Origin of the sequence: Halomonas sp. ATBC28 (assembly GCF_005937175.1) — a bacterium.
Taxonomy (GTDB): domain Bacteria; phylum Pseudomonadota; class Gammaproteobacteria; order Pseudomonadales; family Halomonadaceae; genus Vreelandella; species Vreelandella titanicae.
Genome location: NZ_VCQL01000011.1, coordinates 170,254 through 176,736, shown reverse-complemented (window position 1 = coordinate 176,736; position 6,483 = coordinate 170,254). Strand labels below are relative to the sequence as shown.

Sequence of the window (6,483 nt, the reverse complement as noted above, 5' to 3'; positions counted from 1 at the left end):
GGCAGATTAACCCCGAGATTGCTTCACTACGTTCGCAATGACAGGTAGAGGATTTCAATGACATCACCTACGTCATTGCGAGGAGCGCAGCGACGCGGCAATCTTTGGCGGCGGTGGCAGATTAACCCCGAGATTGCTTCACTACGTTCGCAATGACAGGTAGCGGATTTCAATGACATCACCTACGTCATTGCGAGGAGCGCAGCGACGCGGCAATCTTTGGCGGTGGCAGATTAACCCCGAGATTGCTGCACTACGTTCGCAATGACAGGTGAAGGATTTCAATGACATCACCTACGTCATTGCGAGGAGCGCAGCGACGCGGCAATCTTTGGCGGCGGTGGCAGATTAACCCCGAGATTGCTTCACTACGTTCGCAATGACAGGTAGCGGATTTCAATGACATCACCTACGTCATTGCGAGGAGCGCAGCGACGCGGCAATCTTTGGCAGTGGCAGATTAACCCCGAGATTGCTGCACTACGTTCGCAATGACAGGTGAAGGATTTCAATGACATCACCTACGTCATTGCGAGGAGCGCAGCGACGCGGCAATCTCAGCTAGCGGTGGCAGGCTAAGTTCATCAAGGTGTTTCACTGCCCATCATCTCGATCAGCCGCTCATCACTGGGCATACCCTGAATACGGTCAAGACGCACGGCCCCGTTCTCTGTTTCACGCTGAAAAACGGAAGTGGGGGTTGCATATAGGCCCAGCTCTTCGAACAACTGGTTATTGGCGTACACCTGCTCTTCAATTTCTCTCGGTTGGGCACTAGCTTCGATTTCCTGCTGGCCGCTTTCATGGGCATGCAGTGTCGCCGCTGGATCGTCGGCGCCGAGAATAGCGGCTGCTTTTCCAGGGCTGTCGGGTGCTAAGATACCTACCATGATATGGCGTAGCTGCACCTCACCTGCTTCCACCCAGGGGCGAACGTCTTGCCACATTTGACGGCAGTAGGGGCAGTTGGCATCCGTGAAGGTGTAAATCACCCGGGGGGCATCCACATTGCCGTCCTGTATCCAGTGGCTTTCGCTTAATAGCTGCCATGTTTGTGCCTCTAGCGGTGCACGTACATGCTCATCCAGTTGCGCTTCGGTAAGGTCATTCCCCTCATTATCCATTAGTGTACCCACCACGGCGTGCTCGCCATCCGGCGTCAGGTAAATCGCCATGTCCTGGCCCTGCACGCTGGCGCCGTAGCCGCGCAACCCTCCGGGGGCATCGAATTGACCATGAATTTCCAAGCCTTGGTCGGCAAGTGCCTGAATAGGGGCGGGTAGCTCATCGGCATAGCTCGCAGAGGTGCCGACCAATCCTGCCAGCAGGAGAAAACCACTTATGCCAGCGTGACGTTTTAAGTGCATTGCAGCGCCTTGTTTGAATAAGAGTGAGAGGCTAGAGATTTAATAACCGCCGCCTTAGTGCTGGCAATCCCTAAAATAATGCCGTGTTGCGATTATCGCAGCACAACATTATTTAGGGATTATGCGCTTTATAACTGGGGCAATATGTCGCAACTTACGGTTTTTGAAGTTTACGGTTTTTGAAACTTTAGATTTCTCAATGGTATTAACGAAATGGCATTAACGATCAGCTACCAGCCAGCGTACCGCGTATGGCGGTAGCGTGCCTTCGGGAATCCATGGGTTGCCAGGATCCAGCGCTTGCCAGGCGTGTTTTTCAAGTGCCTGGGTAACTGCCTCACCCATATTCTCTAAAGGAAGCGGTAGGTCGGTGACGTTATACAGCGCTAGCAGCCGGCGACCATCGTGGAGCGGGCCGCGCTCTACCGCCAGCAGTTCCGGTGCCGAGACTAACACTCGCTGGGCGGCATTGGGGTGAAAGCAGGGCTCCTTGCGGCGCTGGTCTAATAGCCGGTTTAAGGCGTGGAAAACATCGTGAGTGGGCGTCGACGGGCTATCGAGTAGGAGGTCAAGCTCGCTACGCTGCCAGCGCCGGCGGTTGATCGAACGTAGCCGCCCACTGCGCTCAACGCCTTCCACGTCATTGAGTGTGCCAGTTAGGGTGTGAATATACAGCGCGGGGATACCTTGCAAACTCAGCATAATTGCTTGGCTGCATAGAAAACGCGCTACCTGCCACGGGTCGGGGCCGCGGCGGGTGCCGCGCATGGCTTCAAACCAGGTGATATTGATCTCATAGGGCGTATCGCTTCCATCGGGGTTGCTACGCATGCTGACAAAGCCTCCGAAACGGTGCATCAGCTCCAGCAGCGCATCCCGCTCGTGATCGGGCAATAAACCTTCCAAGGGGCGAACGCCAATGCCGTCGTGGCTGGCCGTAAAGTTGAGGTAGGTGCATTGGTCGGGCAGTACCGGAAGGCTGGCAAGCCAGGTTTGTAAGGTGCTCGCTTCGCCCCGGGTGAGGGTGTGCAATAGCAGCGGGGGGAGGGCAAACTGATACACCATATGGGCTTCGTTGGGGTCCCCCGCTGGCAACCGATCCAAGCCAAAATAACTGATATTTTCCTGGTGGGGCACATTGGTTTCGGTGATTAACAGGGTACCTGGGGCCACGTGATCCACAATCGCTCGTAGCAGCCGCACCACAGTGTGGGTTTCCGGCAGGTGAATGCAGGCAGTACCCAGCCGCTTCCACAGAAAGGCCACCGCATCCAAACGTACAATCCGCGTTCCTTGCTCCAGGTAGAACAGCAAAATACCCACGAACTCCAGCAGCACATCCGGATTTTCAAAGTTCAGGTCAAGCTGGTCTTCGGAGAACGTCGCCCACAGGTAGCGGGTGCCACGCCGGGTGGAAATGGGCACCAGCAGCGGGCTGCTGCGTGGGCGCACCACCTGGGAGACATCGGTCTCTGGATCGACTTCGATAAAGTAGTCGCGGCCGGGCAGGCTGCCGCTCAGGTAATCCACAAACCAGAGAGACTCCCGTGAGACGTGATTGAGCACCAGGTCGGCCATTAAGTCGTAATGGCTGGCGAGTTCGCGGATGTGCGACCAATCACCAAGATCGGGGTTCACTTCCCGGTAGTGGATCACCGAAAAGCCGTCGTCGCTGCTCCAGGGAAAGAAGGGCAGTACATGTACACCGCTGATGCGATCGCCCAACCGCGCTTGAAGAAAATCGCTAAGCACTGCCAACGGCGGCACACCATCTTCAATAATCGAGTCACCGTAGCTGATCACCCACTGATCTTTTTCGCTCCAAGAGGGTGCATTTTTAGTGCTGGTTCTACCGGAGCTGGATGAAAATGGGGCAAGCGACTGAAAATGCGCTAGACGCTGGTTTAAACGGCGCTGCACTTCCCCCGCCCTGGGGCCATAAAGGTGGCTGAGGTAGTCGTTAACGGTCTGCTCAAAGGGGGGCATGGGTAGCTCCTGATAAACAATCTGCCACAAACGCTGCAGCTTGTGTGCCAAATCGTTACAATACGAGGTTGATACCGCGTTTAAACGCTAAGATACATTAGCTTGTGGCAGTTACTACTGCTAAAACGCTATTAATAGCACACACATTGACAGGTTATAACACGCTAACTCGTGCGGTACGCCGACACGAGCTGACAACAGGTTGACCGCCATGCATTGCCCTTTTTGTGGTGCAAACGATACTCGAGTGACTGATTCGCGACTGGTAGCGGATGGTGATCAGGTACGCCGTCGACGCCAGTGTGCGAGCTGCCAAGAGCGCTTTACCACCTACGAAACCGCAGAATTGGTAATGCCGCGGGTGGTGAAGTCCGACGGCTCCCGCGAGAGCTTTAATGAAGCCAAACTGCGGGCAGGTATGTTGCGTGCGCTGGAAAAGCGTCCGGTCAGTGCAGAAGCCATTGAAGCGGCGGTAGAGCGCATCCGCCAAACCTTACGTGCCCGGGGCGATCGCGAAATCAACGCCCGTGATATTGGCGAGTCGGTCATGCAAGCGCTTAAAACCCTCGATCACGTAGCCTATATCCGCTTTGCTTCGGTATATCGCAAGTTCCAGGATCTGGATGAATTTCGCGCTGAGATTGACCGGCTGTCCCAAGAGCCCTCTTCCCGACTGGGCCATGGCAGCGAGTCGTCAAAATGAGTGCTGTCTTTAGCCAAGCCGACCACCGCTATATGGCGCGGGCGCTGCAACTGGCGCAAAAAGGCTTATACACCACGGATCCCAACCCGCGGGTCGGCTGTGTGATTGTGCGTGACGAGCAGATTGTCGGTGAAGGCTTTCACCTGTGTGCCGGTGAACCCCACGCCGAAATTCACGCGTTGAATGATGCTGGTGAGCAAGCCCTGGGCGCGACCGCGTACGTCACCCTGGAGCCTTGTTCCCACACCGGCCGCACTGGCCCCTGCGCGGTGGCGCTCCAGGAAGCGAAGGTGTCGCGGGTAGTGGTTGCCATGGTGGATCCGAACCCGCAGGTGAGTGGCCGCGGTATTCGTCTGCTTGAAGAGGCGGGTGTTGAGGTGGCGGTGGGGTTATTAGAGAGTGACGCGCGCGCTCTGAATCCCGGCTTTATTGCTCGCATGACCCAGCAGCGTCCCTTTGTGCGCCTGAAAATGGCGATGAGTCTAGATGGTCGTACCGCCATGGGGTCGGGGGAGTCTCAGTGGATCACCGGGCCTGAAGCACGCACCCAGGTGCAGCGGCTACGGGCACGCTCCAGCGCGATATTAAGCGGCGTTGAGTCGCTCATTATGGACGACTCTCGGCTGACGTTACGAGCAGAGCAGTTACAGCTGAACAACGCAGACCAAGTGGTTCACCGCCAGCCCCTGCGGGTGATTTTAGATACCCACTTGCGCCTACCTCTGGCGGCAGCCTGTTTAAGCGAGCCTGGGCGTACGCTAGTGATCACCACATCAGACCACTTGGAAGAGAAGCGGGAACGGTTAACTCAGGCGGGCGCTGAAGTACAGGTGTTGCCCGCCGGTAGCGATGGCCGTATCGATTTAGTGGCAATGCTGCAGTGGTTAGCCGAAAATGAACAGGTTAATGAACTGCTGGTGGAAACCGGAGCGACATTGGCGGGCGCTATGCTCGATGCGGCGTTGGTCGATGAGCTACAGCTGTTTGTTGCCCCCACACTGTTAGGCGGCGAAGCGCGGCCCCTTTTTGCGTTGCCAGGGCTCTCACGTATGGCCGATCAGCGGCGGTTAACCATTCACGATATGCGAGCAGTAGGGCGCGATTGGCGCATTATTGCATCCCCTCTAGCGACTAGCGCATCTGGCGAATTTTGCGAGAGCAAGGTACCCTGACGCGCAAAATCGTGACTCACTCTCGCGACACTCTTTCTCGATAACCTATCCTGACAAGCTATCGTGACAACACTTATTGGAGATTCCATGGCGCACCCCTCCTCTAGAGGCTTAGCCCCTATCGCCGAGCTGGTGGACGATATCCGCCAGGGCAAAATGGTGATTCTCATGGATGATGAGGATCGCGAAAATGAAGGTGATATCATCATGGCCGCCGAAAAAGTGCAGGCCGAGCATATCAACTTTATGGCCCGTTTCGCCCGCGGCTTGATCTGCATGCCGATGACTCGCGCCCGCTGTGAGCAGCTTAATCTGCCGCTAATGGTGCGTGATAACGGTTCCGGTTTTGGCACCAAGTTTACTCTCTCCATTGAGGCAACCGAAGGCGTCACGACGGGTATTTCAGCTGCAGATCGTGCGCGTACCGTGCAAGCCGCGGTGGCACCCAATGCAAAGCCCTCTGATATCGTTCAGCCAGGCCATATCTTTCCGCTGATGGCCGAGCCGGGCGGCGTGCTGCGCCGTGCCGGGCATACGGAAGCTTCGTGTGATTTGGCGGCACTGGCGGGCTGTGACCCTAGCGGTGTAATCTGCGAGATTATGAATGATGATGGCAGCATGGCGCGCCGCCCCGAGCTTGAAGCCTTCGCCCAGGAGCACGGTATTAAGATCGGTACCATCGCGGATCTGATTCACTACCGTATCGTTAACGAACAGACCATCGATCATCTGGAAGCGTCAACGGTCATGACCTCCCATGGCGAGCTTGAGCTGCACGTGTTCCGTGATCGTATCCAGGGCGCTCACCATTTGGCGTTGGTGAACGGTCAGCCCACGCCGGAACAGGCCACCACGGTGCGCGTGCATCTGACTGATACGCTGCGCGATGTAATGGGCTTGATGAAAGACGAACAGTGCCGCTGGGATGCCCATCGCGCGCTGGAAGAGATTGCCAGTGCCGCGCCAGGCGTGTTTGTGTTGATTGACGACGGCCGCCCGCACCAGGATTTGAAAGACCAGCTGGATATCTTTTTGGATCGCGTGCGCCAGCCGCGTACCAGCGACTCCGACGGTGCCGGTAACTACTTGACCATCGGCACCGGTTCTCAGATTCTGCGCTATTTAGGCGTGGGTAAAATGCGATTACTTAGTTCACCGTGGAAGTTTTCGGCGCTGTCCGGCTTTGACCTCGAAGTCGTAGAGCGTCTGGGCCCTAATGACACGGCGTATGAACCAACTTCTCAGCAGAACTAAT

The 6,483-nt window shown here is 56.4% G+C and carries 5 protein-coding genes; 3 read left to right on the top strand and 2 right to left on the bottom strand.

What is annotated here, in order from left to right:
• Positions 1-584: 584 nt before the first annotated feature.
• Together dsbG and E0L35_RS14465 are read right to left on the bottom strand one after the other, a co-directional pair.
• Entirely contained in the window at positions 585-1,367 is a 783-nt protein-coding gene (dsbG, locus tag E0L35_RS14470) for a thiol:disulfide interchange protein DsbG (RefSeq protein ID WP_138800642.1), read from the bottom strand.
• Positions 1,368-1,586: 219 nt separating this feature from the next.
• Positions 1,587-3,353, bottom strand: coding sequence for a sugar phosphorylase (locus tag E0L35_RS14465; RefSeq protein WP_138800641.1), 1,767 nt, complete (start codon positions 3,351-3,353; stop codon positions 1,587-1,589).
• 211 nt (positions 3,354-3,564) lie between these two features.
• On the opposite strand from E0L35_RS14465, the gene nrdR reads away from it, so the two are divergent.
• From nrdR to ribBA, 3 genes are all read left to right on the top strand, one after another.
• Positions 3,565-4,056 carry a transcriptional regulator NrdR gene (nrdR, locus tag E0L35_RS14460; RefSeq protein ID WP_022519727.1) on the top strand — a complete coding sequence of 164 codons (492 nt, stop codon included), beginning with the start codon at positions 3,565-3,567 and terminating at the stop codon, positions 4,054-4,056.
• Positions 4,053-5,228, top strand: a complete 1,176-nt coding sequence (ribD, locus tag E0L35_RS14455; protein ID WP_022519726.1) for a bifunctional diaminohydroxyphosphoribosylaminopyrimidine deaminase/5-amino-6-(5-phosphoribosylamino)uracil reductase RibD — start codon at positions 4,053-4,055, stop codon at positions 5,226-5,228. The genes nrdR and ribD overlap by 4 nt, the downstream gene beginning before the upstream one ends.
• 87 nt (positions 5,229-5,315) lie before the next feature.
• Positions 5,316-6,482: a bifunctional 3,4-dihydroxy-2-butanone-4-phosphate synthase/GTP cyclohydrolase II gene (gene ribBA, locus E0L35_RS14450; RefSeq protein WP_027958809.1), complete on the top strand. Its 1,167-nt coding sequence runs from the start codon at positions 5,316-5,318 to the stop codon at positions 6,480-6,482.
• Position 6,483 lies beyond the last annotated feature (1 nt).